The sequence below is a fragment of the Cellulomonas massiliensis JC225 genome (genome assembly GCF_000312005.1).
In the GTDB taxonomy this organism is placed as follows: domain Bacteria; phylum Actinomycetota; class Actinomycetes; order Actinomycetales; family Cellulomonadaceae; genus Cellulomonas; species Cellulomonas massiliensis.
On the sequence record NZ_HE978588.1, the window covers coordinates 2792792 to 2816337 of the forward strand.

Annotated in this window: 16 protein-coding genes, 1 tRNA gene and 1 pseudogene; 6 read left to right on the forward strand and 12 right to left on the reverse strand. The window is 72.6% G+C overall.

All coding sequences use genetic code 11. The features are described 5' to 3' along the window. Nucleotides 1-32: 32 nt before the first annotated feature. Entirely contained in the window at nucleotides 33-1157 is a 1125-nt protein-coding gene (ald, locus tag HGCM_RS13240; protein WP_019137316.1) for an alanine dehydrogenase, read from the reverse strand. A 113-nt stretch (nucleotides 1158-1270) separates the two neighbouring features. Between ald and HGCM_RS13245 the strand changes: the two genes are divergently transcribed. Then, entirely contained in the window at nucleotides 1271-2035 is a 765-nt protein-coding gene (locus HGCM_RS13245) for a fructosamine kinase family protein (RefSeq protein ID WP_019137317.1), read from the forward strand. A gap of 70 nt (nucleotides 2036-2105) precedes the next feature. Here the strand turns inward: HGCM_RS13245 and HGCM_RS18300 are convergent, their stop codons facing one another. Then, complete coding sequence (locus tag HGCM_RS18300) at nucleotides 2106-2876, reverse strand: DeoR/GlpR family DNA-binding transcription regulator (protein ID WP_019137318.1); 771 nt, start codon at nucleotides 2874-2876, stop codon at nucleotides 2106-2108. Nucleotides 2877-3056: 180 nt separating this feature from the next. Here HGCM_RS18300 and HGCM_RS13255 point away from each other — a divergent pair, with 180 nt between their 5' ends. Beyond that, nucleotides 3057-3671 carry a dihydrofolate reductase family protein gene (locus HGCM_RS13255; protein WP_019137319.1) on the forward strand — a complete coding sequence of 205 codons (615 nt, stop codon included), beginning with the start codon at nucleotides 3057-3059 and terminating at the stop codon, nucleotides 3669-3671. Nucleotides 3672-3702: 31 nt separating this feature from the next. Here the strand turns inward: HGCM_RS13255 and HGCM_RS13260 are convergent, their stop codons facing one another. From HGCM_RS13260 to HGCM_RS13270, 3 genes are read right to left on the reverse strand one after another with little or no spacing between them, the layout of a single operon-like run. Then, nucleotides 3703-7059, reverse strand: coding sequence for an ATP-binding protein (locus tag HGCM_RS13260; RefSeq protein ID WP_019137320.1), 3357 nt, complete (start codon nucleotides 7057-7059; stop codon nucleotides 3703-3705). Beyond that, nucleotides 7056-7742, reverse strand: coding sequence for a DUF4194 domain-containing protein (locus tag HGCM_RS13265; RefSeq protein ID WP_051016088.1), 687 nt, complete (start codon nucleotides 7740-7742; stop codon nucleotides 7056-7058). The genes HGCM_RS13260 and HGCM_RS13265 overlap by 4 nt, the downstream gene beginning before the upstream one ends. Then, nucleotides 7735-9264 carry a DUF3375 domain-containing protein gene (locus HGCM_RS13270; RefSeq protein WP_019137322.1) on the reverse strand — a complete coding sequence of 510 codons (1530 nt, stop codon included), beginning with the start codon at nucleotides 9262-9264 and terminating at the stop codon, nucleotides 7735-7737. Before HGCM_RS13270 ends, HGCM_RS13265 begins: the two co-directional genes overlap by 8 nt. A 175-nt stretch (nucleotides 9265-9439) precedes the next feature. Here HGCM_RS13270 and HGCM_RS13275 point away from each other — a divergent pair, with 175 nt between their 5' ends. The 3 genes from HGCM_RS13275 to HGCM_RS19465 all read left to right on the forward strand — a co-directional run bounded on the left by HGCM_RS13275 (nucleotide 9440) and on the right by HGCM_RS19465 (nucleotide 11422). Further along, a complete protein-coding gene (locus HGCM_RS13275) occupies nucleotides 9440-10228 on the forward strand; it encodes a potassium channel family protein (RefSeq protein WP_019137323.1) in 789 nt (262 codons plus the stop codon). Nucleotides 10229-10337: 109 nt separating this feature from the next. After that, nucleotides 10338-10868 carry a DUF6584 family protein gene (locus tag HGCM_RS19460; protein WP_019137324.1) on the forward strand — a complete coding sequence of 177 codons (531 nt, stop codon included), beginning with the start codon at nucleotides 10338-10340 and terminating at the stop codon, nucleotides 10866-10868. Between the two features lie 50 nt (nucleotides 10869-10918). Further along, complete coding sequence (locus tag HGCM_RS19465) at nucleotides 10919-11422, forward strand: hypothetical protein (protein ID WP_019137325.1); 504 nt, start codon at nucleotides 10919-10921, stop codon at nucleotides 11420-11422. Between the two features lie 354 nt (nucleotides 11423-11776). Here HGCM_RS19465 and HGCM_RS19145 read toward each other — a convergent pair whose 3' ends face one another. From HGCM_RS19145 to HGCM_RS13295, 4 genes are all read right to left on the reverse strand, one after another. Further along, nucleotides 11777-14140, reverse strand: coding sequence for a protein kinase domain-containing protein (locus HGCM_RS19145; RefSeq protein WP_081596406.1), 2364 nt, complete (start codon nucleotides 14138-14140; stop codon nucleotides 11777-11779). 543 nt (nucleotides 14141-14683) lie between these two features. Continuing rightward, nucleotides 14684-15916, reverse strand: a complete 1233-nt coding sequence (locus HGCM_RS20505; protein ID WP_246119459.1) for a hypothetical protein — start codon at nucleotides 15914-15916, stop codon at nucleotides 14684-14686. Further along, nucleotides 15909-16724: a hypothetical protein gene (locus HGCM_RS20510; protein ID WP_246119460.1), complete on the reverse strand. Its 816-nt coding sequence runs from the start codon at nucleotides 16722-16724 to the stop codon at nucleotides 15909-15911. Before HGCM_RS20510 ends, HGCM_RS20505 begins: the two co-directional genes overlap by 8 nt. 377 nt (nucleotides 16725-17101) lie before the next feature. Beyond that, a tRNA-Leu gene (locus HGCM_RS13295) sits at nucleotides 17102-17185 on the reverse strand. 169 nt (nucleotides 17186-17354) lie between these two features. Here HGCM_RS13295 and HGCM_RS13300 point away from each other — a divergent pair. Beyond that, nucleotides 17355-18554: an AI-2E family transporter gene (locus tag HGCM_RS13300; RefSeq protein ID WP_019137326.1), complete on the forward strand. Its 1200-nt coding sequence runs from the start codon at nucleotides 17355-17357 to the stop codon at nucleotides 18552-18554. Nucleotides 18555-18576: 22 nt separating this feature from the next. On the opposite strand, the gene HGCM_RS13305 is transcribed toward HGCM_RS13300, so the two are convergent. The 3 genes and pseudogenes from HGCM_RS13305 to HGCM_RS19995 form a co-directional block, all read right to left on the reverse strand. After that, nucleotides 18577-19455: a dihydrodipicolinate synthase family protein gene (locus tag HGCM_RS13305; protein WP_019137327.1), complete on the reverse strand. Its 879-nt coding sequence runs from the start codon at nucleotides 19453-19455 to the stop codon at nucleotides 18577-18579. Between the two features lie 47 nt (nucleotides 19456-19502). Further along, nucleotides 19503-23165, reverse strand: coding sequence for an error-prone DNA polymerase (locus tag HGCM_RS13310; protein WP_019137328.1), 3663 nt, complete (start codon nucleotides 23163-23165; stop codon nucleotides 19503-19505). Then, nucleotides 23158-23546: pseudogene (locus HGCM_RS19995) on the reverse strand (hypothetical protein); the annotation flags it as partial. The gene HGCM_RS13310 and the pseudogene HGCM_RS19995, both read right to left, overlap by 8 nt.

The window sequence follows — 23546 nt, forward strand, 5'->3', positions numbered from 1 at the left end:
GTCCGGACGGCGGGACACGGCCCGCTCCTGGCTCATCCTGCCGTCGATCGCAGCGCGGCGGCGACGTCGGTGGCGTCGTACCCGTGCGCGGCGGCCACCGCGGCGCTGGTGAGCAGCCCGGCGTGCGTGGTCAGGCCGTCCGCGAGCCCCGGGTCGGCGGCGACGGCGTCGCGCCACCCGTGCTCGGCGATCGCCGCGAGGTAGGGCAGCGTCACGCTGGTCAGCGCCCGGGTGGAGGTCACCGGCACCGCGCCGGGCATGTTGGCGACGCAGTAGAACACCGCGTCGTGGACCCGGAAGGTCGGGTCGTCGTGCGTCGTGGGGCGCGTCGACTCGAAGCAGCCGCCCTGGTCGACGGCGACGTCCACGAGCACCGACCCGGGCCGCATCCGGGCCACGAGGTCGTCGCCCACCAGCCGCGGCGCGCGCGCTCCCGGCACCAGCACGGCGCCGATGACGAGGTCGGCGTCGACGACCTCCCGCTCCAGGGTCCACGTGCTGGACGCGAGCGTCCGGACGCGGCCGCCGAACGCCGCGTCGAGCTCGCGCAGCCGCGGCATCGACAGATCGAGGATCGTCACGTCCGCCCGCATGCCGACGGCGATCTCGGCCGCGTGGCGGCCCACGACGCCGCCTCCGAGCACGACGACCTTCGCGGCGTCGACGCCGGGCACACCGCCGAGCAGGAGCCCTGCTCCCCCCTCGTTGCGCATGAGGTGGTACGCGCCGACCTGCGTCGCCAGGCGGCCGGCCACCTCGCTCATCGGCGCGAGCAGCGGCAGCGAGCCGTCGGCCGCGCGCACGGTCTCGTACGCGATGGCGGTCGTCCCGGCCGCGAGCAGCGCGTCCGTCGCCGCGCGGTCCGCGGCCAGGTGGAGGTAGGTGAACAGGACCTGGTCCTCGCGCAGGTGGCCGAACTCCGCGGGCGTCGGCTCCTTGACCTTGCACACCACCTGCGCGCCCCACGCGGCGGCCGCGTCGGGCACGATCCGCGCACCGGCGCGGACGTACTCCTCGTCGGGCACGGCCGAGCCGGCGCCGGCGCCGGCCTGCACGAGCACGTCGTGCCCCGCGCGCACGAGCTGGTGGGCACCCGCTGGGGTGAGGGCGACGCGGTACTCGCGGTTCTTGGTCTCCGCGGGGACGCCGACGATCATCGTTCCTCCCGTTCGTCCGGACGTCCCGTCGGGGTCTCCGCGGCGACCGTCCGCACCGCTAGGTTGGCGCACGGGCCGCCCCGGTGCGAGCGGCGGGGAGGGGCGTCATCCGCGTGGAGGTGTTCCGCAAGGGCCGCGCCGGTGCCCCCGCCGGCTACTTCGCGTGGGAGGCGGCGGGCCTGCGCTGGCTCGCGGACGCGGGCGGGGCCCCCGTCGTCCGCGTGGTCGCGCTCGGCGACGACCACCTCGACCTCGAGCGCCTCGAGCCCGTGGCGCCCTCCCGCCCGGCGGCCCGGGCGTTCGGCGCGGCGCTCGCCCGCACGCACGACGCGGGCGCGCCCGCGTTCGGCTCCGGCCCGGAGGGCTGGCGGGGACCGGGGTGGTTCGGGCCGCTCGCCCAGCCCCTGCCGCTCGTCACCGGCTCGTGGTCGCGGTGGGGCGAGTTCCTCGCCCGCGGCCGGGTGGAGCCGCTGGCCGAGGCGCTCGCACGCGCGGGCCTCCTCGACGACGAGGACCGGCGGCGCCTCGACGCGCTCGTCGGCCGCCTGGAGCGCGGCGACCTGGACGACGACGACGTGCCCGCGCGGCTGCACGGCGACCTCTGGTCCGGGAACGTGCTCTGGACGGCCGCGGGCGCGACGCTCGTCGACCCCGCCGCGCACGGCGGCCACCGCGAGAGCGACCTCGCGATGCTCGAGCTGTTCGGCGCCCCGTTCCTCGACGACGTGCTCGCCGGGTACGACGACGTGCACGCGCTGCGGCCGGGCCGCCGCCGGCGTCTGCCGCTGCACCAGCTCTACCCGGTGGGCGTGCACGCGCTGCTGTTCGGGGGGCACTACGTCGCGCAGACGCGCGCGCTGCTCCGGGCGCTGGGCTGACGCCGCGTCGCCTCGTCACGTGGCCTGCCCACCCGGGGCGGCCCTCGACGGCCGCACGAGGCCCGCCCGCTCAGCCGGCCCGCGCCTGCAGCACCTCGACGCCGAGGGCGCGCAGGCCCTCGAGCTGCTCCGGGTCCGCCCGGTCGTCCGTGACGAGCCGGGTGATGTGCTCGGGCGGCGCCGTCTGGAACATCGTGTCGACGCCGAGCTTGGTGTGGTCGGCCAGGACGACGAGCTCCTGCGCCGCACCGACGAGCACCCGGTCCATGCTGGCGGCGGCCATGTTCGGCGTCGACAGCCCGCGGGCGACCGTGAGCCCGTTGCCGGACAGGAACGCCGTCCGGACGCGGACGCCCTCGAGGGACTGCTCCGCGGCGCTCCCCACGAGGGCGAACGTCGAGCCGCGCAGCTGACCGCCGGTCATGACGACCTCCACGCCCGGCGCGTGCGCGAGCAGCGTGCCGACGAGCATGGAGTTCGTCACCACCGTGAGGTCGCGGCGCCCGACGAGGCGGCGCGCCAGCTCCTCGGTCGTCGTGCCGGCGCCGAGGACGACGGCGTCGCCGTCGTCGACGAGGCTCGCCGCCAGGGCCGCGATGGCGCGCTTCTCGTGCAGCGCGGTGTGGCTCTTCTGCACGTACGTCGGCTCCTGCGAGAGCACGCCCGGGGCGGCCGCCCCGCCGCGCCGGCGGTCGAGCAGCCCCTGCTCCTCGAGGAGCCGCAGGTCACGGCGGACCGTGACCTCCGAGGTGCCGACCTGCGCCGCGATGTCCCGCAGCCGCACGGCTCCGTTCGCGCGGACGAGCTCGAGGATCGCCTGGCGTCGTTCCGCGGCGAACATGCTCGGCACCCTAGTCCTGACCGCGCCGCGCCCGGTCACCCGTACGGGCGCTCTCACCCGGTCGGGCCTGGGCCGGCCGGACGGCCGCCGCCCGGGCCCCGCGTCGCCGCCGTTCGCTAGCGTCGGTGACATCCGTCGACCCCACGGTCGGCCCCGACCCGTCGTCACCCGGAGGTCCGCATGGCCATCGTCGTCTCGACCCTGTTCCTCTCGCTCGACGGGGTCGCCGAGATCGATCCCGAGTGGCACTTCCCCTACTTCGACGAGCACATGGGTGCGGCCGTGACGGAGGACTACCGCGACGTCGACGTCCTGGTGCTCGGCCGCGTCACGTACGACTCCTTCGCGGGAGCGTGGCCCGACCGCGAGGCGGCGGGCGGCGAGGACGCGACCTTCGCGGCGCAGCTCGGCGACGTGCGCAAGGTCGTCGCGACCCGGGGCGGCCAGGACCTCGGGTGGCGGAACGCCGAGCCGGCGCCGGACCTGGTGGCGGCGGTGCGGGTCCTGCGGGAGGACCCCGCGGTGGGCAAGGTGCTCGTCGCCGGCTCGATCTCGGTGGTCCGACAGCTGCTCGCGGCGGGCCTGCTCGACGAGCTGAGGCTGCTCGTCCACCCCGTGGCCGCCCGCCGCGGCGAGCGCCTCTTCGACGAGGGCGAGCCCTTCTACGCGCTGCGGCTGCTGTCGTCCGAGGCGTTCCCGACCGGGGTCCTACGGCTGGTCTACGCGCCGTCCGCCGCTCCGGCGCCCGCGGCGTACGAGGACGTGACCGACCGGGTCCCGGGGGCGGACGGCTGACCGCACCGCCCGGGCGGGGAGCCCGCCCGGGTCACGCCGGGTCCGGGACCCCCGCGATCGGTGTGGTGCGCGAGCGGCCCGCGCCGTCCTTGAGCACCACGTACTTGAGGTCGACGTGCGGCTCGAGGGCGCTGAACTTGTCGTTCGGGGCACCGATCACGAGCTGGAAGCCGAGGCCGCGCCATGCGCCGACGGCCCGCCCGGTGAACCGCGCGTCCGCCTTGATGAGCGCCTCGTCGAGGAACACGGGCGCGTACCGGGGCCGCTCGGCGCCTGCGTCCCCCAGCTGGTAGCGCAGCGCCGCGCCGACGATGAACGCGACGAGCTCCTGCGACTCCCCGCCCGACTTCTCGCCGATGTGGTCGTACAGGGCGACGTGCCGCCCGTCGAGGTCGATCTTCTCGGCGCTGAGCCGCACGTGCCGGCGGACGTCCACCAGGTCCGCGAAGTCCGGTGCCGTGCGGCGGATGCGGTCGATGACCTTGGCGGTGCGGGCGTAGCGCCGCTCGCGCTCGGCGTCCGTCGCGTCCGTCGCCAGGAGCTCGCGCAGGTCGCGGAGCTCCTTGCGGAAGCGCGCCAGCACCGTGGACTGCGTGTCGCGCGCCTCGATCCGGAGCCGGTGCTCGTCGTCGGCGAACGGCAGCCCGGCGAGGATGTCGTTGACCGGGCGGATGCGCTCCTTGATCTCGCGCACGCCGCGGCTCAACGCGCTGTGCAGGTCGGCGAGGTCGTTCCCCGACAGGCGCAGCAGGCTCTTGCGCCAGGCGTGCTCCAGCTCGTGCAGGCCGCTGGTCTCCAGGTCGTCGAGGATGCGCGCATAGTCCCCGTACGACCCCTCGGGGTCGGTGCCGAGGTTCGGGTCGGGCCAGCGCTCGACGAAGGTCTCGAACGTCCGGCTCAGGGCGTCCCGCGCCGCCGCGATGGTCTGCTGCGCGGCCTGGCGGTCGGCCCGCAGGTGCTCGTCGGCGCGCGCGAGCACCTGGTCGAAGGCCGCGAGCCGCTCGACCGGGTCCTCGCCGGCGTCCGCGGGCGCGTCGCCCAGCAGCGCGTCCAGGTACGCGTGGTGCTGCGCGGCCACGGTGGTCCCGGACTGCTCGGCGGCGTCCAGCGCCTCCTGCGCGGCGTCGACCTCGTCGATGACCGCCGACCAGCGCTCGGCCAGCTCCTCGGCCTGCGCCTTCGTCCGTCCGAGCTGCTCGGAGAGCACCTGGATGGTGACGTCGAGCTCGTCCGCGCGCGCCTGCAGGCGCGTGATCTCCGGGCTGCCCGAGGTGAGCTGCTCGGCCACCGAGGCCCACCGCGCGCGGTCCGCCTCGACGGACGCCACGTCGACCGCGTCCCAGGCCACCTCCGCCAGCGTCGCGTACGCGCGCCGCTGCGTCTCGAGCCCGTCGAACCGCTGCTCGGCGTCGCGGACGGCCGCGATCGCCTCGTCGACGCGCCCGTGCGCCCGCCCGAGCTGCTCGTCCAGCAGCGCGAGGCGCCGGGTGTTGGTGAAGCCCAGCACGTTCGAGCGTCCGAGGCCGCCGTGCGCGCCCTTCGTGCCCTCGGAGAGCTGGCCCGAGCGGGTCAGCGCCTTGGCGTGCTGCGAGAGCTCCCCTGGCGTGTCGACGCAGACGAACGCGAACCGGCTGGCCAGCTCTCCGCGCAGCCAGCCCGTGAACGGCCCGCTGCGGTAGTCGAGCCGGCCGGGGAGCGTCCGGGCGTCGGCCGCGGCGTCGTCGGGCAGGCCGGTCGGCACGCCCTGGAACCGGATGCGCCGTGCCGTCGGCACCGCGTCGATCGCCCTGCGGAACGCGCCGAGGTGGGTGACGTCGATGAGGATGCGCGTCGCGAAGCCGCCGAGCGCGAGGTTGAACGCGTCGCGCCACGGCTCGAACTCGGTGCGGACCTCGAGCAGCTCTCCCACGAACGGCAGGTCCTGAGGCGTGAGGCCGGCGGCCTGCGCGAGCGCCGCGCGCGCCGCGTGCAGGTCGCCCGGGATGTTGTCGCGCCGCCGGTCGGCCGCCGCTCGCTCGCGCTCCAGCTCGGCCAGCTCGCCCTGGGCGGCCTGCGCCGCGGCGCGGGCCTCGACCAGGGCGTCGACGGCCGTCCGCCGCGGCTCGGGGTCGCGCAGCGCCGACCGTGCGTGCGCGACGAGCGCCACGAGGTCCTGCTCGGTGGCCACGGCGACGCCCGGCAGGTCCGCGAGCGCCGCGTCGAGGCGCGCACGGCTGCGCGTGACCTCGTCGAGGCGCGCCTCGGCCGCGCGCAGCTCGCGCCGCGCCGTCGCCAGGCGGTCCCCGCCCGAGGACCACAGCGTCTCGCGCACGCCGCCGAGCTCCGCGCGCGCGGCGTGGATCCGCGCCTCCGTCTCGTCCGCCTGCCCGCGGGCCTGCCGGCGCCGCTGCTGCAGCGCACCCTCGACCTCGCGCAGCAGGTCGAGCCGGCGTCCGTGCTGCCACAGCGCCGCGGGCGAGCCCTCCTGCGCGAACGTCCCGAGCTGCTCGACCGTCGCCAGGCGCGCCGCCGCCGCCTCGGCTTCCTCGCGCAGGCCCCGGATGGGCTCCAGGGCCCGCACCTGCTGCCGCGCGGTGACCATCTGGTCCCGCGTCCCGGTGAGCTTGTCGAACTGCTCCACCACCGCGTCCGCGGTCGCGAACGTGTCGGGCTCCTCGAGCACCATCGCCTTGTACAGGGCGTCGACGGTCGTGATCTGCTGGCCCGCCTGGATCCGGCCGAGCAGCGCGACCGCCTTGCCGCCGTCGCCCGAGGCGCCGATGCCGAGGGTGGAGTGCAGCCTCGCGGTGAACTCCCGGTCGGTGTCGAAGCAGGTCAGCCCCGCGGCCGTCACCGCGGGCCGGGCCAGCCGCTGCTCGGCGGCCGCCGCCAGGTCGCGCAGGTCGAACGGGCCGTCGGTGGTCGCCCGCACGGCCGTGACGTCCTCGAGCGTCCGCGCCGACGACGGGACGTACCACGCCCGCACGCCCGTCAGCTCGGCGCCCGACTGGTCGACCCACGTCATGGCGATCGCCGACCAGGTGTCCCGGCCGTCGCCCCGCAGGACGCGCTGACGGGTGCCGTCCTCGGTGCGGGACTCGTCGAGCTTGCCGCGCGCGTAGGAGAGGATGTTGCGCTGGTCCTTGCCGCGGGGCCGACCGACCACTCCCCCGTTGGACGCGCCGTTGAACGGCGTCGTGTGCGGCATGAGCAGCGCGATGTACGCGTCCATGAGGGTGGACTTGCCGGAGCCGGACCCGCCCGAGAGCAGGGTCGCCGTCGCCGCGAGCCGCACCCGGTGGTGGCCGTCGTAGCCGCCCCAGTTGACGAGCTGCAGGTCGCGGGCGAGCCACTGCTGGCCCGTCGACGTCGCGGGCACGAGCCCGAACAGCGTGTCGATCATGGTCATCGGGCGGCCTCCTGCCGGGTCTGCGTGCGCTCGCGCAGCCATGCGCGCAGCTCGGCGAGCCGCTCGTTGCTCAGCACGACCTCCACGAGCGGGGTCACGCGGTAGCGGCCCTCCGACTCCTCCTCGACGAGCCCGTCCTTCGCGAGCCGCGCGATCGCCGTGCGGATCTCGCGCTGGTGGCCCGCGACGTTCGTGTCGTCCGCGTCGAAGTACGTCAGCGCCGTCTGCTCGAGCTCCTCGACGTCCACGCGCGCCGACGCCTGCCCGGCGCCCTGCTCGCGCTGGAACACCGTGCGCAGGTGCACCAGCACGAGGGTCTCGGCCCGCGTGTACGCCTCGTCGCGCAGCAGGACCGGGACGTCGAGCTCGGCCGAGCGGACCTGCCGCTTGTAGGCGACGCCCCGCTCGTGGTCGACGACGAGGTGGACGAACAGGTCGTGCAGCCGGGACTCGATCACCTGCTGGTTCGCCAGCAGGGTCCGCCACTGCGCGGGGCTGCGGTCGGCGAGCAGGAACCGCCGCTGCAGCAGCCGCACGAGGACGCGGCGCACGTCGGCGTCGAGCGTGCCGGAGTCGCCCGCGAACAGCTCGGTGGGGTCCTCCTCCATCGGCACGGGCGCGATGAAGGCGTCGCCGTCCTCGTCCACCTCGGGGGCCGGGGCCGCGGTCGCGGTGTCAGTCATCGTCCTCGTCCTTCGTCGGTGCGTCGTCCGTCGTCAGGGGCGCGCCGGTGGCGCGGCCCGGCGCGACGGCGCTCGTCGTCACGCCCTCGAAGGCGAACCGGCGCCGCGACCCGTCCGGCCGCACCGCCTCGACGAACGCCACCCGGCCGGTCCCGGTCATGCCGTGCTGGTCCGCGATCTCCAGCAGCCCCAGCAGGTCCACCGGCCGGCGGAGGGTGACGGGCGCCGTCGCGAACGCGTCCGCGACGTCGACCGCGCCGTCCGGCCCGGCGGCACCCGCCAGGTGGGCGCGCAGGTCGGCGTACTGCGGGCCGCCCCACGCGCGGGCGTCGAGCGCGCTCGGGGCGGGCTCGTCCTCGTCCCACTCCGGCAACGGGGCCGGCGGCTGCGGCGGGCGCAGGTCGCCGGGTGCCTGGCGCAGGTGGTCCACCTCGGCGACGGGCAGCCGGCGCAGCGGCTCGACGGGCTGCCCGCGGCGCGCGTCCGGCATCCACGACTGCAGGCCGCTCATGACGTCCCGCAGCAGGTCGTCCACCTGGCGGTCCCGCAACGGGTCGTGGTGGCGCACCTGGGCGGTGATGACGAGCGACGCCTCGCGCTGGGCCGCGAAGACCTGCTCCAGCCCCTGCTCGATGCGCCGCACGACGTCCGCGAGCTCGGTGCGACGGGCCGCCGGCAGGCGCGCCGCAACCCGGTGGCGCAGCACGACGTCGAGCTGGTCCGCGAGCGCGTCCAGCCGCTGCGGGTCGCCCAGCAGGCGCAGCGCACCGGAGAAGGCGCGGCCCTCCGGGGTGGCGTCCATGACCTGCTCGCCGCGCTCCAGGTACTCGCGCAGCACCTCACCGGTCGGGCGCTCGTCCTGGCGCAGCGCCGTGACGACGTCGCGCTGCATGGCCTTGATCGCCTCGGCGACGCGCGCGAAGTCGGCCGGGAGCTCCCGCACCAGGTGCAGGACGTTCTCGGCCTGCTCCAGCACCTCCTCGTCGTCGACCGGCTCCACGACGCCCGTGCGCTGGACCCGCTCGAGCTCCTCGCGCAGGCGGGCGATCTCGGAGTCGAGCCGGGCCATCCGGACGAGCACGTCGGGGTCGGCGTCCTGCGCGAGCCGCTCGACCGCGTCCAGCAGCGTGCGCACGCGGGACTGCGACACCCGGGCGCGTGCGCCGCCCGCCCGACCGGCCACCTCGAGCGCCCCGACCGCGTGCGCCGAGAGCCGGTACACCTCGACGTCGTCCTCCAGCACCTGGCGGACCAGCCACCCGGCGTCCGCCCACCCGCGGCACAGGTCGCGCGCGCTGCCGACGGGCAGCGCGTCGCCGTGCCCGGCCGCCCGCAGCTGCTCCAGGGCGTCGCCGATCTCCGTGTGGGCCTCCGCGACCGGGACGGTCGCGCGGTCCGCCGTGAACGTCAGCGAGAGCAGCGCGACGACGAGAGGGGCGTGCCGCTTGTGGAGCAGGTCGAGCATCGGGTTCTGGAAGGCCCGGACAGCTCCCAGGTAGGCCCCCTCGGCACGCGTGATCATCGGCGGACACCCTAGGCGGAGCCGCACGCGCGTCCGCGCACCCGACACGCCTCGTCGAGGGCGACATGCGTGACACCGGGGCCTGGGGACGACTCGGCGGTGCGTGCCACCTGCCGCTACCCGCGGACGGGCACTTCCGACATCCTGGGCACAGGCTGCGGACGAGGTGGTGCACATGTGGCGTGGCGAACCCGGCCGGGACGAGCTCGGCAGGACGGGCTACGAGCTGTTCGTGGGCGCCCTGTCGGTGCTGTCGTTGGTCAACCTGGTGCTGCTGGCGGCGCTGCACGACCCCGGCACGCAGCGCGTCGTCCAGGTGCTCGGCCTGCTGCTGAGCGTCGTCTTCCTGGTCGACTTCCTCGTGCGCCTCGTGCGCGCACCCTCGCGCTCGCGGTACTTCTGGCGCGAGTTCGGGTGGGCCGACCTGCTCGCCAGCCTGCCGTTCACGCAGGTCAAGATCCTGCGCGTCTTCCGCCTCGTCGCGGTCCTGCGGCTCCTGCGCCGCTATGGGCGCCGGGACATCGGCCGGCGCCTGGCCGCCGACCCGGCGAGCAGCGCCCTGCTCGCGCTGCTGCTGCTCGGCATCCTTGTCCTCGAGTTCGGCAGCCTCGCGGTGTGGCAGATCGAGCGGGACGTGGCCGGCGCGAACATCCTCACGCCGGGCGACGCGCTCTGGTACGTCGTCGAGACGATGTCGACCGTCGGGTACGGGGACCAGTACCCCGTGAGCACCGCCGGACGCGTGCTGGGGGCGACGATCATCGTCGTCGGCGTCGGCATCTTCGGGACCCTGACGGGCTACCTCGCGAACCTCTTCCTCTCCCGCCCGCGCAAGGTTGACGACGACGAGGCGGAGACGGTCGGGATCGAGGAGGCGCGCCGTCAGCTGGCGCAGCTGGAGGCCCTCCTCGCGCAGCAGCGGGAGGCGCTCGCCCGACTGGAGCGGTCGCTGCCGCGGACCTGACGTCCGGAAATCCGCCGACGAGGGATCGGCTCCCCCGTACCCTCAGGATCCCGCCGCCGTCCGCCGATGCCTGGACGAGCCCGTCGTCCACCCCCGTCAGGAGCCTGCCGTGACCGTCGAGCGGACCCTGGCGCGCGCCGCCGCCGACGTCGCCGCCGGTGACGCGCGCCTCGCGCGCCGTCGCCTGCGCGACCTCGTCGCCGCGTTCCCGACGGACCTGAGCGTGCGCGACGCGCTCGCCGCGGCGTACCGGCTCGAGGGCGACCTCCCGCAGGCCGGGCGCTGGTCGTACCTCGCGGACGACCGGGACGAGGCCGAGGTTGAGGCGTTCCGCCGGCGCTACGACGACGACCCCGTGCAGCTCATGCGGGCCCTCGCGTGGCGCGGCTCGGAGGACGACGCGCCCACCGCCATCGCCCGTACCCGGCTCGCCGAGGTGCGCGCCGACGCCGAGCGCGCCACCGGCGTCGCGCAGACCTGGGAGAACCCGCGCGTGCCCGACCCGCCCTCCTCGTGGGGCGAGCGGATCGGCTGCACCCTCGTGGCCCTCGTCGGCGCCGCCGTCGTCGTGCTCGTCCTGGCCGGGATCGTCGACCTCGCCGCCCGCGGGTGGGACGCGCTCCAGCGCTGGTTCGGCTGATGGTGCTCGCCCCCGCTGGGTCAACCCGCCGTCCCCGACGCCGTCGCCGGATGCCTGCCTGGGTCCAGACCCTCCTCGTGCTGGGCCTCTTCACGGGCGTCGCGGTGGCGATGCTCGTGTCGGACCTGGCAGACCAGTCGGTGGCCCGCGCCCTCGATGCGCACGGCCGTCACCTCGTGGTGGAGTCCGTCCGCATCTACACGGGCTGCGCGCGGCACTGCAGCGGGCCGTTCGTGGAGGTGGGGTTCGAAGGCCGGACGACCCGCCTCCGTGGGGTCCGGCCCGACACGGCGGACCTCCCGGACAAGGTCTGGCTGACGCCCCCGGTCGGCCACGACTACGCCCCTCCGCTCGCCGTCGTCGTCGACCCGGACGACGCCGACGTGGCCATGGCCGCGCGTGACGTGGAGGCGTTCCTCGAACCCGACCTCATCCCGACGGACGTCGCGATCGCCGTCGGGTTGGGCGTGTTCACGGGCGTCACCGTCGCGATCGTCCGCGGCCGCGAGCGGCGCCGGCACGGCCCCTCGGCACCGCGTCACGCGACGGTGTGAGCGACGGCCGTCCCGGGCGCTACGACCCGGCCACGCCCGCACCGAACGGTGGACGACGCGCTCGCCGCCGCGTGCCGCCGCGCGGCGATGCCGCCACGGGTGCGCGTCCGGAGAACCAGAGAAGCCCCGTCCGCACCTGGCGGATCGGGGCTTCTGGTCGCTGTCAACGAGTGTCCGGAGCGGGAGTTGCACTCCCATGCGAGACACGGTGAGCACCGTGCTGGCAACCGGATCGCATGCCCCGGAGGGCTAGGGGCGCGAGGGCGTTGTGGCGTCGTACATTCCACGATCCGAACTTGGCACTGGACTCAACAGTCGATACGGATGATCCACGTCGACTTGCACGGGAGCGGCTCAACGGTACGCAGCCTTCCCTAGCGCGCCGTCCAGAGCATCTGCGTACGCATCGAGCGCTCGGGCGACGTCTCGACCACGCGCCCGAGCAGTGATTGCAAACGAGCCAGCGTTCGAAGCCGTCTCGTTCACCCGCCATTTCGGGACCAACCGTGCAGATAGAGCCGAGACCCGGTCTCGAATACCTCGCGAAAGGCCCGTGCGGTCCTCGAATCCAGTTTGAAGCCATTCCACAACGAGTACGATATCTTCAGAAATCAGATCCCCACCGAGGCGGACATGGAGGCCGGTAGGAGAATCGAAACGGATGCCCTGACGGTCGTCATCCCACGTATACCTCGCCAAAATCGGGCATCGCGCAGCAAGCTCCTCGGCGATTACCGTCACATCTTCCGAGGACTGCCTATTGAGCGCATCGGCAACCGTGACCAGTTCGTGTTCGATGCGAGAGACATCCCAGCGGGTGGACTGAGCGTCGCGCGTCGCACCGACCACGACGCGCGCCAGGCGATAGGCGGACGAACGCCACGCGCTAGCGCCATGAAGTCCCGACACGGCAGAACGCACGCGCTCTGGCCATGATCCGTCGACATGTTCGTTTGGCAAGGGATGAACACCACCCGCCAAGAAGAATAGGGTCATCCCAAATCCGAACGAGTCGACCTGAGCACTTCTCGTAGATTCCTTCGCCCTACTGACCTGCTGCTCAGGCGCGAGATACCCTGTTGCCGTCGTGAACACGACCGACCGCTCCGCCGCACCGATATGCCAGGACAGGTCAAAATCCAGTACGACTATCGAGCTAAAGTTGCGTTCGGTCCAGTAGTCACGGACCATTATGTTGGCTGGCCTGATGTCTCTGTGAAGAATTCTCTCCGGAAGCATGTGCGCCCTGCGGATTATCCTAACCGTCTCGATCGCAGTAGTCAGCACATCCGAGATACCCTCGAGTTCGTTCGCCGCCTTTAGGTCCTCCAGGGTTGGCCCATCGATCCAGTCCATCGCAACGAACGCAGGAATCTCGGATGCGGCCCGATACGTAACCATCCCCTCGATTGGCGAATCGCGGAGTATTTTCATCGAGCGAACGCCCCGACGAAAGCTCGCGAGAGCCACGGGGCGTCGGCGCACCTCATCGAGAAGGATCTTCACAGCCACGGTCTCACCCGTAGGGGCGGTCGCTCGGTAGACTCGACCGAACGCGCCGCGCGCAATCTCTTCGTCAAGACGGTACCCAAGGAGATCATTACTTCCGGGCCGCGCCGATGCGTACCACGCTCGATAGATAAGTTCGTCATTCGCATCCGAGAATTGCTGATATTCGCGATAGGACTCCTCCGTGCCGGGTGCGAGGATCCTCGCTGCAACCTCGTTGAGATGAACACGAAGCTCCTCGGTCGACAGCTGGTATGCGTCGGCACGAACCGCCATGGCCCCCGACTCGTCCACAGGGGCGACGATCTCGGACACTGGCGGCAGATCATCGGGACCTCCATCGACAGAAACATATGTCGCTAGATCGTTCAAGAGTTCAGCCAATTCCGAATGGCTTCCGTCCTGATTCCGGTACCGAATAACGCGAATTCCGCGCGCCTCAGCCCACATGTCGGTCGCGCGCTCCGAGCGGTGTGTAAGCCAGAAACTGGGTGCATTGCCATGCGTGACGGTGGCCAAGGCATCCAGATGGCTGCCAATTGCAACGTCGTCAGCACTTATTCCGACGAATATGTTAGTGAAGAACGAAAGGCAGAATCGCAAGAACTCCGCATAGTCTTGGTTCTTCATTAGTCGCGACAGGTCGTCGACGGTGAAAATCCAGGTAGCAGAGTCGTGTACGACGCCGTGCAAATTGCCAATGAGTGCACGGCCACCAAACATGGCACCGCGAACGTTAGCGATATTGGCACCTGAATACTCGATCGGCAGCAGCCCCTGGTTCTCTACGGCGTACGCCTTGGCCGCAAAGCGATCCAGATTGAGCGTGAGCATTCCCATAAGGGGCAGTCTCCACAGAGCGCGATAGTTTGCTGGCGGCGCCATGGTGTCCGCAGGTTGCAGAGCCTCGCGTATGATTGCTTGGTAGGTGGTTTCACCAAGAATAGAACGCAGGATCTTGAAGTCGACCCAGAAGTTCTGAGACCTGCGGACTTGATCGACGCGGTCTGCAACCTTCGCGGCTTCCGCCGGTGGGTATTCGCCCGCCCTGCGCGTCGCAGCAGCGACGAGCCGGTCCTTCAGGCCCTGCCAACTCGGCAACCCAGAGGCAGCGCTGAGGCCACTTCCTGCCCATACCAGGAGCGGCCGTGTGCGCTCGGAGACGATGGCTCTGAGCGCCAGATACGCGTCCTGTTGGTCGAAAGTCATCGCCTCTTCGCCCGCTCCCTCTGGTAGCACCCGACAACTGCGATAGCCAAACCATAGGGATCGCAAGCTCAACGGTGGCGAAGTTCACCCGACATGACGTCCATGCTTGCGCTGGGGAGGCGGGGGCCGAGCACGAGGACCGATCGACCGCTTCGATCCGCCTACAAGCGGCGGACAGGACTCTCGGAGAGTGGAACTCCCGCATAGGGGACCCTCCAGACATCGTGCACGGGGCACACGAAGGGCGACCCCAGTGTGGACCAGGATCGCCCTCGTGCCCGCTGTCTCAACGGCCTGTCTCCCGGTGCCGACACCAGGAAGTCTGGTCTTCAGGCTATCGCGGAGCTTCGAACCGGGGCGACCGCCGCAAGTTCAGGCTCGATCACGCGCTCGACCCCGTGGGGTCGCGGACGAGCATGTCGACTCCACGGTCGACGCCGCCCGTGGATGTGGTGTCCGAGCCGGCCCGCGCAGCGCGCCCAGCCGGGCATCCAGAACTCGGAGGCCCGAAGTACTTCTCGGCCGCGGATCGCGCCGGCTGCCTCAGCTGGAGCTCAGACCTAGCTTGTCGAAGAAGGCTCGGTTCCGCTCAGTAGCGGCGTTTACCAGGCGATCGAAGTTCATAACTTCGACATACGCCTTATGGGACTCGATGAAACCGAAGTAACCCTGGTTGTCGTATGTGGGCCGTAGGTTCGACAACTCACAACGCGACACCATGGTGGGCGTGAGGTCCGCGACGATGTAGCAGAAGGCCGGGACCTCGTGTGACTGCGGAATTGGCCGACCGGTCGCGGTCCTCATCCCGCCACCACGGATGCGCTTCACGTAGTCCAGGCATTGCTCGATCGGGTTATTTCCCTCCGACGCGTCGTTGCGCATCGGCCGCTTGATCTCAACGACGACAATGGACGGCAGCGGCAGCACCTTTCCTTCCGCAGCCAGCACCGGGGTGTCGACCCGGGTCGCCAGCACGTCTGGCTCCCTCGTCGAGTCCGAATCAGTAATTGGCACGCTCCTGAGCGTCTTGTCTGACGCCAGGTAGTCATGGAACGCGAGCCGCTCGTCGATGATCCAGAGGTTTGAGGCGTCGGTGCCGAGCTCGTTCGAGTCCTTCCGCATCGGGATGAGTAGGGAGTGGATGGCGTCCTCCCGGCTGTACTTACCGTCGTCGTCGGACTGGATCAGCTTCGCCAGCAGATCGAGTATCGTCCGCCGTCGCGCGACGTAGGCCGCCAGATCAGACTGATTGATCTCCTTGATGGTCTCCAGGTAGCGAGCGAGCCGCTCGTCATAGTCTGCGGGCCGCTCCGCCCCGAGCTCGGCGAACACGATCTGGCCCTCGGCGAGTGCAGCGGCATCGAGCTTCTGTAGAGCACGATGCAGTTCAAGTTCGAGGTCCTGGTCCTTCATCGCCGGGTCCACCGTGATGCCGAGCGACTCGATCCGGGCCAGCACCGGTCGGTATCGCGGAGCCCGCGTGCTCACGAAGTCATGGACGCGCGCCTTGCCCTCCGCGCGGGCAGCAAGCAGCGAGGTATCCAAGACCTTCTCCACCTCATCGAGCACCGCTGCGCGGATGTCGTCCAGCGACGCGTCCTCGGTCAGAGCCCCGCCCGGCAGGCGGTCGGGGATGTCAAAGTCCGTGCGGTCGGCGCGAACGTGTTCGTCGAGGAAGTTTGAAGACAGGTAGCAGGCGTAGACGAATTCGGCCGAGCTCTCGTCTCTGAGCCGCCCATACAGGCCCGGCACCTTGCCGGTGAGGTTCTCATCCATAACGACGCGGTTCGCCCGCACACCAGTGGAGACGGGGCGTCGTGCGCCGCGCGGACGCCTTGAGGCGCAGGTTGATCATGTCGAACGCCTGTCCCTTGACCTCGAACCTGCTCCGTGGCATCTCGGAACCGGCGAAGTCTTCCATCAGCCGCGTAAGCGACACCGTCTCGTCGTCGTCGGACACGATGATTTCCGGGGCACCACCAGGACGCAGGAAGTACCAAACGCAGTGCTCAAGAATCTCCCGAGCGATCACGTCGACGGTCTTCGATGCGCTCTGCTGGTAGGGCTTCTTGAACCCATCCAACGTTACGGTCGAGCCGAAATCGCCGACGTCCGTTGGCTCCTCGTCCTGCTCGACCTCACGTTCCACCGAGAACCGGAACTGACGCCCGCGCAACTCACCCGCGGCGTCCGTGTACGCGCTGCGGACCACGACGCGGTCGAACGCCTTGAGCCAGAGAAGCCGCCCCACGCCCCGACAGCCGATCCCGGCCTTGAACTCGCTGTCGAGCGTCTCGAACGAGACCATGTTCTCCGGCGTGAAGCCCACACCGTTGTCCGCGATGGTGAAGCCCACGATCGGCTTGAGCGGCGTTCGCCCAGGCCCGGCGGTGCCGAGATCGAATTCATCCTGCGGGTCGCGCAGGATCTGCACCTTGAGGCGACCGCGATCGACGTCGTCACCGAAGCGCACGTCGATCGCCTGGATGCTGTTGACGACCGCCTCCAGCAGAGGTAGGAGCGCGTGGCTCTTGGGCAGGCTGGTGTTGCGCACCCGCCCCGCCAAGGACGTAGTCAGTGCCATGCCGTCCCTCCGCTTCGATGCCTGGACCATAGGCTGACACACCGACATAGACCGTCCGCGACGGGGTCTCCGCCACAGCTGTTGGTGGACCATCTGCCTGCGACGGGCAGACCCTATCGGGCTCGGTGGCGACTAGGGCGTCGGACCACCGCCTGCGCGACGAGACCCGCTGCTCACCTGGGTCCGTGTCGAATCGGTCCACGAAGAGTGGATCAACGTCGCCTCTTGAACAGCCGTCCGATGACCACGGTAAGGGCCGACTTCTCTCTGAGCGGCCCGCCCACAAGTGTGGTCGCGCAGGCAGATCTCGCTTTGAGGCACGTCCATAACGGACGAAGGCCACGCCTGCTGGCGTGGCCTTCGTATGTCGCTGGTCGTGTCCGGAGGGGGACTTGAACCCCCACGCCCTATACGGGCACTAGCACCTCAAGCTAGCGCGTCTGCCATTCCGCCACCCGGACGAGTGGACCTCGGAGACCCTCGCGGGAGCCCCTCGGTGCGGCAGGAACGATAGCACGGGGTGGCGCGCATGCCGGAATCGGACCCCGGGGGCAGACTGGCGCCACACGCCCGCTGCGTCGCGTCCTTCGAGGTCGCAGCGGTGCCACGGCTCACGACACCGGGAGTGGCATGTCCGACCCGAGCAGGATCACGCCGAGCCCGACGGCGCGCAAGGTCGCGGGCGCCCGGCGCAACCCCAACGCGATCGGCTACGAGCAGACGGCGCCGCGGTGGCTGCGCTCGGTGGCCGGGTGGTCGTGGCGGCTGCTCGTCGTCGCTGCGGCGATCGCGCTGGTGTTCTTCGCGGTGGCGCAGGTGCAGCTGCTGTTCATCGCGGTGTTCATCGGGTTCGTCATCGCGGCGGTGCTGCGGCCGCTCGTCGAGTGGTTCGCGAAGGTGATGCCGCGGTTCCTCGCGACGGCGCTGGCACTGCTCCTGGCGATCGCGTTCCTGCTGGGCATGCTCACCTACGTCGGGTTCTCCGTCGCCGGGCAGTGGGAGTCGCTGCAGCAGCAGTTCGGGGACGGCATCACGCAGATCACCGACTTCCTCGAGTCGGGGTCGCTGCCGTTCAAGATCACGAGCGAGCAGATCGCCGAGTGGATCGCGAACGCGCAGCAGTGGATCCAGGACCACGCCGGCCAGCTCGCGGGCCAGGCGGCGGCGGGGGCAGGCTCGGTCGTCGAGGTGTTCACCGCGATGGCGCTCGCGATCTTCTGCTCGGTGTTCTTCCTCGCTCGGGGCGCGGAGATGTGGACCTGGTTCCTCAACCAGCTCCCGGCGCGCACCCGCGACTCGTGGAAGCTGGCCGGGGGCGCCGGCTGGTACACGTTCTCCGGCTACACGCGCGGGACGGTGATCATCGCGCTCACGGACGGGATCCTCGCGTTCATCCTGCTGTCGGTCCTGCGGGTGCCGCTCGCGGCGCCGCTCGCCGTGCTCGTCTTCATCGGTGCGTTCATCCCGCTCGTCGGCGCACCCGCAGCCATGATCGTCGCGATGATCGTGGCGCTCGCCGCCAACGGGCTGTGGTCGGCGGTCGCGGTCGGCGTCGGCATCGCGCTGATCGGACAGCTCGAGGGGCACGTGCTGCAGCCGATCATCATGGGCAAGCAGGTCTCGATCCATCCGGTGGTCATCGCGCTCGCGGTCACGGCGGGGACGCTGACGGCGGGCATCCTCGGCGCGGTCATCGCCGTGCCGCTCGTCGCCGTGTTCTGGGCGGTCTTCTCCCGCCTGCGGACCATGGACCCGCCGATGGAGGAGGACGACGCGCGCGACGCGATCGAGCCCGTCGAGGACGAGGACGCGGAGCCGGCGGACGCCTGACGGCAGCCGGGCCGAGCGCGGGTCAGAGCGCGGCGAGCAGGCGCTCCGCCTCGTCCCGGACCGCCGCGGGCGGCGGGAGCAGCGGCGCCGGCAGCGGCCCGACCGGAAGGCCGAGAGCGTCGCCGAGGACGACCGCGAGGCGCGCGACGCCCCACTGCGCGCCGAGCTCGGCCAGGCGGGTCAGCGGCCGCGCGAGCTCGTCCGCCCGCTCGACGTCCCCGCCGGACGCGGCGGCGGCGACCGCGACGAACGGCTCCGGCAGGAGGCCGGCGAGCCCGCTGTGCCAGGAGCGGGCGCCCGCCGCGAGCGCGCGGTGGCCGAATGCGTCGCCCGAGCAGCCGACCTCGACGTGCTCCGGCACGCGGGCGAGCAGCTGCGCGCAGCGGTCGGTGAGCTCCGCCGGGTCCGCTCCCCTGTCCTTGAGCCCGCCGACGCCCGGCAGCGCGGCGACGGCCGCGAGCACGTCGACGGTCAGATGCACGCCCGTCGTGCGGGGGTTGTGGTAGGCCCACACCGGCCGGCGGGCGGCGCTCGCGACGTCCCGGTACAGGGCCACCACCTCGTCGTCGACGAGCGGCAGGTACGACATGGTGGGCAGGAGCAGCGCGTCCGCGCCCGCCTGCTCGGCGGCGGCGGCGTGCGCGTGCACCTCGGCGGTCCGCAGCGCGCCGATGCCCGCGAGCACCGGCACGCGCCCGCCCGCGGCCTCGGCGGCGGTCTCGACGACGGACCGCCGCTGCACGGGCTCCAGGTAGGCGAAGCCGCCCGCCGAGCCGAGCACGGCGACGCCGCCGGCCCCCGCGGTGACGGCTCGCTCGACGTAGCGGCGCAGGACGGGCACGGCGACCTCGCCGTCGCGGGTGCGCGGGGTGGGCAGGTAGGCGATCAGCGGTCCGAACACGTGGGCAGGCTAGCGGCGGGCGCGGCGCGCGCGTCGTGGCGTCGCGGTCAGCGGAAGTCGCGCGAGGACGAGCGCACCCGCAGCGACAGCGGCGACAGGTGCTCGGCGACGAGGTTGGTCGCACCGTCCGCCCGTTCGAGCCGGCCGCGGACGACGAGCGCGGCGGACGTCCGGGCGGCGCGCCGGAACCGTTGCCACAGCCCCGCCGAGCAGACGACGTTGAGCAGCCCCGTCTCGTCCTCCACCGACAGGAACGTCACGCCGCCCGCCGTGCCGGGACGCTGCCGGTGCGTCACCACGCCGGCGACGGCGACCCGGCGCCCCTCCTCGTGCCCGTACGCGTCGACGACCCGCAGGACGCCCGCGTCGTCCAGCCCGCCCCGGACGAACTGCGTCGGGTAGGAGTCGACCGACACCCCTGTGGCCCAGACGTCGGCCGTGGCGTGCTCCAGGTCGTCCATGCCCGGCAGGGTCGGTGCCTCGACGCCGACGCTCACGCCCGGCAGCGTGTCGGGGCCTTCCTGGGCGAGCGCCCCGGCGGCCCACAGCCCCTCACGCCGGGTGACGCCGAGCGGCTCGAGCGCCCCGGCGGTCGCCAGCGACTCCAGCTGCCGGGTCGTGAGCTGCACCCGTCGCACGAGGTCGCGCAGGTCCGCGAACGGGCCGTGCGCGCGGCGCTCGTCGACGAGCCGCTGCGCGACGTCCTCGCCCACCGACCGCACCGACGCGATGCCCATCCGGACCGCGAGCGAGCGGCGCGGTCCGCCGGCCCGGCCGGTGCTGATCCCGGCGGGCGCGGTCGTCCCGGTGCCGCTGGCCTGGGGGCGCAGCCGCGGCTCGCCACCCGGTGGGGTCGGGCCCGTCCGCTCGACGCACGCCTGCACGTCGGACGCCTGCACGTCGGGGCGCAGCACCTCGACGCCGTGCCGCCGCGCGTCGGCGGCGAGGCTCTGCGGCGAGTAGAAGCCCATCGGCTGCGCCGCGAGCAGCCCCGCGTAGAACGCGGCGGGGTGGTGCACCTTGAGCCACGCGCTGGCGTAGACGAGGTAGGCGAAGGAGTACGCGTGCGACTCGGGGAACCCGAAGTCGGCGAACGCCTTGAGCTTGTCGAAGATCTGCTCGCCGATCTCGGTGCTCACGCCGTGGTGGGCGGCGCCGGTGAGGAACCGGTCCTTGAGCGCGAGCATCCGCTCGGTGGAGCGCTTGGACCCCATGGCCCGGCGCAGCTGGTCCGACTCGGCGGGCGTGAAGTCCGCGACGTCGATCGCCATCTGCATGAGCTGCTCCTGGAACAGCGGCACGCCGAGGGTCTTGCTCAGCGACTTCTCCAGCAGCGGGTGCAGGTACTCGACCTTCTGCCGGCCGCGGGCGCGCTCGATGTACGGGTGCACCGACCCGCCCTGGATCGGCCCGGGCCGGATGAGCGCGACCTCGATGACGATGTCGTAGAACGTCCGGGGCTGCAGGCGGGGCAGCGTGCCCATCTGCGCGCGGGACTCCACCTGGAACACCCCGACGGTGTCGGCCGCGCTGAGCAGGTCGTAGACCAGCGGGTCCTCCTGGGGCAGGCCGTGCAGGTCGAGCTCGGTGCCCTCGGTATCGCGCACGAACCCGAACGCGATCCGCAGCGCGGTGAGCATCCCCAGCCCGAGCAGGTCGAACTTCACGAGCCCGGCGTCGGCGCAGTCCTCCTTGTCCCACTGCAGCACGGTGCGCCCGGGCATCCGCGCCCACTCCACCGGGCAGACCTCGATCACCGGCCGGTCGCACATGACCATGCCGCCCGAGTGGATGCCCAGGTGCCGCGGCAGCCGGAGGAAGCGCTCGGCCAGGTCGATGACCTGCTCGGGGATCTCGTCGAGGTCGGCCGCCGAGGGCGGCAGCGTGGTGGGGACGACGTCGTGCCCGTCGGCCGTCGCCAGGCCCGGCACGTCGGTGCCCTTCGGCGCCCGCAGCACCGCCGCCGGCTCCCACGTGTTGCCCCACATCGACGCGCGCGTGCGCCAGCGCTCCTCGCGCGCGGTCGAGACGACGACGCCGTCCACGATCGCGCGGTGGTCGGAGTCGACGGGCGGTGCGGCTCGACCGGCCGACGAGCGGGTCGACGAGCCCGCCGGCGGCCCGGCGGGCAGCGGCCCCCCGTGCCCCTCGTGCGGGGGCCCGGGCGGCGCCGAGCGCAGGCTCCCCCAGCGCTCGATCGACTTCGCCCACGCGTCCTGCTGCCCGACGTCGTACCCCAGCGCGCGGGCGGCGTCCCGCACGGCCGAGCGCGGCCGGTAGGAGATGACGTTGGCGACCTGCGCCGCGTGCTCCCGGCCGTGCGTGGCGTAGACGTGCTGGATGACCTCCTCGCGGCGCGCGGACTCGATGTCGATGTCGATGTCGGGCGGCCCATCGCGCTCCGGGGCCAGGAAGCGCTCGAACAGCAGACCGTGCCGGACCGCGTCGACGGCGGTGACCCGCAGCGCGTAGCAGACCGCCGAGTTCGCGGCCGAGCCGCGGCCCTGCGCGAGGATCCCGTTGCGCCGGCAGAAGTCGACGAGGTCGTGCACGACGAGGAAGTACCCGGGGAACCCGAGCTCCTCGATGACGTGCAGCTCGTGCGCGAGCTGGGCGTACGCACCCGGCACGCGCTCCGCCTCCGGCGGCCCGTAGACCTCCCGCGCCCCGCGGCGCACGAGCTCGCGCAGCCACGTCGTCTCGGTGTGCCCCTCCGGCACCGGGTAGGGCGGCAGCTGCGGCGCGACGAGCGACAGGTCGAACGTGCACTCGCGCGCGAGCGCCGCCGCCGTCGGCACCGCGTGCGGGTGGTGGGCGTGCAGCAGGCCCATCTCGGCGGCCGAGCGCAGGTGCGCCGCCGGTGCGGCGGGCAGCCAGCCGTCCAGGTCGTCGAGCGACGAGCGCGCCCGCACGGCCGCCAGCGCGGCCGCGAGGTCCGCGTCCCCCGGGGTCGCGTGGTGCACGTTCCCCGTGGCGACGAGCGGCAGGCCGGAGCGCGCCGCCAGCTCGGCGAGCGCGTCGGCCCGCTCGCTGTCGTACGCGTCGCCGTGCGCGGTGACCTCGACGGCGACGTTGTCGCGCCCGAACAGCGCGACGAGCCGGTCGAGCTCGCGCTCCGCGGCCGACAGCCCGCCGGGGGCGACGCCGACGCTGCCCGACGGGTCGCCGCCCGCCAGCGCGCGCCGCACGTCCCCCTTGCGGCACCCCGTCAGGACGAGCCACTGCCCGTCCGCCGCCTCGGCGAGCTCCTCCAGCCGGTACTCCGCCGCGCCCTTCTCCCCCGTGCGCAGGTGGCCCTCGGCGATCGTCCGGGACAGCCGCCGGTAGCCGTCCGGCCCGCGGGCGAGCACGAGCAGGTGGCTGGCACGCGGGTCGGGCACGCCGGTGGGCGGGTCGAGCACGGGCGCGGCGCTCGGCCGGGTGTGCTCGCGGCTGTGCCGGGTGCCGTCGGGCGCGGGCAGGTGCAGCTCGGCGCCGAACGCGGTCGGCAGGCCGACGAGCTTGGCCGCCTGGGAGAACCGCACGACGCCGTAGAGGCCGTCGTGGTCGGTGAGCGCCAGCGCCTCCAGGCCCAGTCGAGCGGCCTCCGCAACGAGCTCCTCGGGCTGGCTCGCCCCGTCGAGGAAGCTGAACGCCGAGTGCGCGTGCAGCTCGGCGTACCCGCCGCCGAGCCGTCCGGCGCGCCGGTCGGCCGTCCACCGGTCAGTCATAGCGGGCCTCGCAGGTCCAGCCCTGCGCGTCGCAGGCCAGCAGCACGGCGGTGCCGTCGTCGAAGGCGACCTGCAGGTGCCCGCGCAGCCCGGCTCCGGTGGCACGGGGGGCACCGTGTGCGCTGCCGGCGCCGCCTGCGCCGCCTGCGCCGCCTGTGCCGTCACTGGCCCACCAGCGCGGCGACAGCAGCCACGGCCCCGCCCAGCCGGTGACCTGCCGCTCGTCCACGGCGTGCGGCGAGTCCTCGGACGGCCGCCAGCGCACGCGCGCCGGCGGTCCGCTCAGCCCCGTGCGCACGTCGACGCGCACCGGCGCCCCCGCGGGGTCCCGGACCTCCACCGGCTCCGCCGGGGTGCAGACCGTGGCGGGCGCCGGGTCGG